The sequence below is a fragment of the Mesorhizobium sp. WSM4829 genome, assembly GCF_055811475.1.
The window spans coordinates 1-2,878 of sequence record NZ_JBVVQJ010000095.1; the positions used below are offsets into that span (position 1 = coordinate 1).

Below are 2,878 nucleotides of genomic sequence, written 5' to 3' on the forward strand. Positions count from 1 at the left end.
CGTCTCCATGCTTGGCACGACGCTTTCGCCGCTGCGGTGCCTGCCTTCGTTGCGACTGCGCCGCGTGATGAATAGGCTGAGTCGCCTTCTTCGTCCAAAGTCCATCGCTTTGGGAAGCAATACGCGAAAACACTCGCCCGCTACATGAGCGCGGTGGGCTATTCTGGCGATGTCTGGCCGGTGCACCCTGAGAAGGACGAAGTCGCCGGGGTCAGAGCCTACCGCTCGGTGGCGGATCTGCCTGGCGTACCGAATGCCGCCTTCGTAGCAGTTAACAGGCATCTGACGATTGAGGTGGTCGGTGCGCTGGCAGAGCGCGGCGCGGGAGGGGCATTATGCTATGCAGCCGGCTTTCGGGAAACCGCCTTCCATGACCAGGTCGGGGAGCGTCTTCAGGCCGAGCTCGTTGCCGCCGCAGGCGACATGCCGATCATTGGCCACAATTGCCATGGGATGGTCAACTACGCCGACGGCGTTTTGTTGTGGGTGGACAATCATGGAGGCATGAGACTAGCGCCGGGAGCGCGTAGCGCCGGCATCGTCACGCAGTTGGGTAGCATCGGCGCTAACCTGGCGAGCCAAAGGCGTGGCCTTTCTTGTCCGGCGTCGGAGCAAAACGGCCGAGGCTCTAATCAGCCGCTGGATGACAGTTCAGTGGCATGTATGGACGGCCTGCGCATGGCAAGGGCTTTCTGACGTTGCTGACAGATTGGTCGGGTGCAGGCATGTATTCGGCCTTTGAGTGCGGCCTGTTGATGCCGCTGGCCCTGATGAGTCCGCTGATCGGCTCCCAGACAGGTCAACGCGCTTTTTATGCGGCACCCACTGAGCGGGTTTGTCCGATACCGGCTCGACCGTGCGTCATCACACCATCAGCACTCACCAATCTGCGCATCCTTCTCGGCTGCTCAAACGGCGGCCGAAGCCTCAAAGCGTCGGCCGGACGTAGCGCCCAACCACCCGCGCCATTTTGTTCGCCAGGGCGACTGCGACGACGTTGTATGTGGGAGCGGTGGCCGTCCACCACATCAGGTCAGCATCCAAGCGATCGCGGAGTGGAAAGCTGTGGGGGGAGCCATGGCCTGAGATCCATCCGCAAGGCAGAACGCCTCCGGCGTCCCGGACGCAAGTTAAGATGATATCGCCCATTTACGGCATGATCACTTCAGAACAGCCATCAGCTCGGCAAATATTCGGGGCTCCAGCTTCGCTGGCTTGGCCCGCAGCGAAAAGCTCTATGATCTCTCGCTCGCTTGTATGGGGTAATCTTTGTCAACGTGATCTTTCAGTCGTTCCGTCTCCTTGTTCAGCTGTGGCGCCCATTTGTTCCTGCTTTGGCGACTTGCCCTTGATGGTCACGAGCACGGCGGCAGCGTTACATTGAGCCGGCAGGTGCCTGGTCGTAGAGGTCTACAACTTGCAAACCGAGTGGAGCTCGCCATCAGGCGCCGTAACTGCGCCGCAAGCTTGTATGCGGATGATCCCCACGGATCAAAAACCATGATGCAGCCATACGCATCGGCGGCGAAGCTCCGGGCAGTGGGCCCATTCAGCGCGGCGTCGTAAGCCATGTGAGCGACCGGGATCACCACCACCTCGGATCGTTATCGGCAGACGCTATTGCAGCTGCCAAACTTCAATGCTCGTCCTGTCGAACGCTCCTCCATGCTTTATTCCGGACGCAGGGCTACTCCCGTCGGGATCTCGCCGGTCGTGACAAGTCGCCAGAATGCAATCAGTAGCTTGCGCGCCAAAGCCACGATCATTGTCTTGCGCGGACCGCCACGGCTTTCGGCCGTTCTCGCGCAAACCAGTGCGCCAGCGCGCTGTCCTTTTGGAATTGGAGGAACCGCCAAGCCAACAGGATCATGCCGTAGCGGACGCGAGCGTTGCCGGCCCGCGCAAGACCTTTCTCGCGCCTGCGTTGGCCGCTCTCATCCGGCGCCCCGGTAAGTCCCGCATAGCGGGCGACGGCTCTCCGATCGCGCAGGCCGCGTGAGAGAATCTCGTTCACCAGCATGTCCGCAGTCTCGATACCGATGATCTGCGCAAGAAGGCGAACCATCGCGAGCGGACCCTTCTCCGTGTCCAGAACCGCCGAGAGCTGCCGCAGCCGTTCCTGTTCGATCTCGTGGATTTGTTCACGCAACAGGTGAAGCCGTAGGCGTCCGGCGATTCTGGATATCAGGAACCGCGTGCGGCAGAGGCTACCTCGATCGCTGCCGAGATCGTTCTCGCATTGCCTCACGGAGATTGTTACCGCGCGGCTTCGTTGCCCCTAAAATGTTACCGTGAAGTCGCATTCCGGCATGATGCCCTCGCCATGAGGGAGGGATCTTAAAGACGAACATAACGAATGCCATGCGCAAGTAACTCACCAAATCTCTAAAAACTCGAGAGCCTGCCGTCACGACAGCGAGTTTCGTCGTCGGCGGCAAGAGCGGCGTCAGCGTGAGCCCTCGTCTCGAAAAGGAGCGCGCTCGTGCCGATGTCATATCAAAATGTCGAAGAGATACTACATGTCGTGTAAATTCATAATACATATATAAATTAGTTAACAAAACCTCTAGTAAAATTTAACAAACATTGACTTCCTGCATTTGCTTACCGCTGTTATGTTGTCTGCCGATAGATTAGGCCGAATCGGCAACTATCTAATGCGAGAAGTCTCAGGATAGATATATACATCGGCTCGAAGTCTATATGATAAGTGACGCACAGATTAAAAGTGGCAGCTTAAAGCGAAATATTTGTGGGAGTGTTTTGACAGATGGAACAAATCCCTGGCAAGGCCAAAGTACTGCTTAACGTTGTAAAGAGTTCACTTGAGCCGTCGTATCGGCTAATTTGCTTCCCGCATGGGGGGGGTAGCGTCCAG

General features: G+C 57.8%; 1 protein-coding gene and 1 pseudogene. One reads left to right on the top strand and one right to left on the bottom strand.

Annotated elements, in window-relative coordinates:
- Positions 1–144: 144 nt before the first annotated feature.
- Positions 145–696, top strand: coding sequence for a CoA-binding protein (locus AC0L17_RS34240; protein WP_473518954.1), 552 nt, complete (start codon positions 145–147; stop codon positions 694–696).
- Between the two features lie 974 nt (positions 697–1,670).
- Here AC0L17_RS34240 and AC0L17_RS34245 read toward each other — a convergent pair.
- Positions 1,671–2,161: pseudogene (locus AC0L17_RS34245) on the bottom strand (transposase); the annotation flags it as partial.
- Positions 2,162–2,878: the final 717 nt, after the last annotated feature.

Coding starts and splice junctions, on each gene's coding strand:
- AC0L17_RS34240 (WP_473518954.1), top strand. CDS start 145: ATGAGCGCGGTGGGCTATTCTGGCGATGTCTGGCCGGTGCACCCTGAG.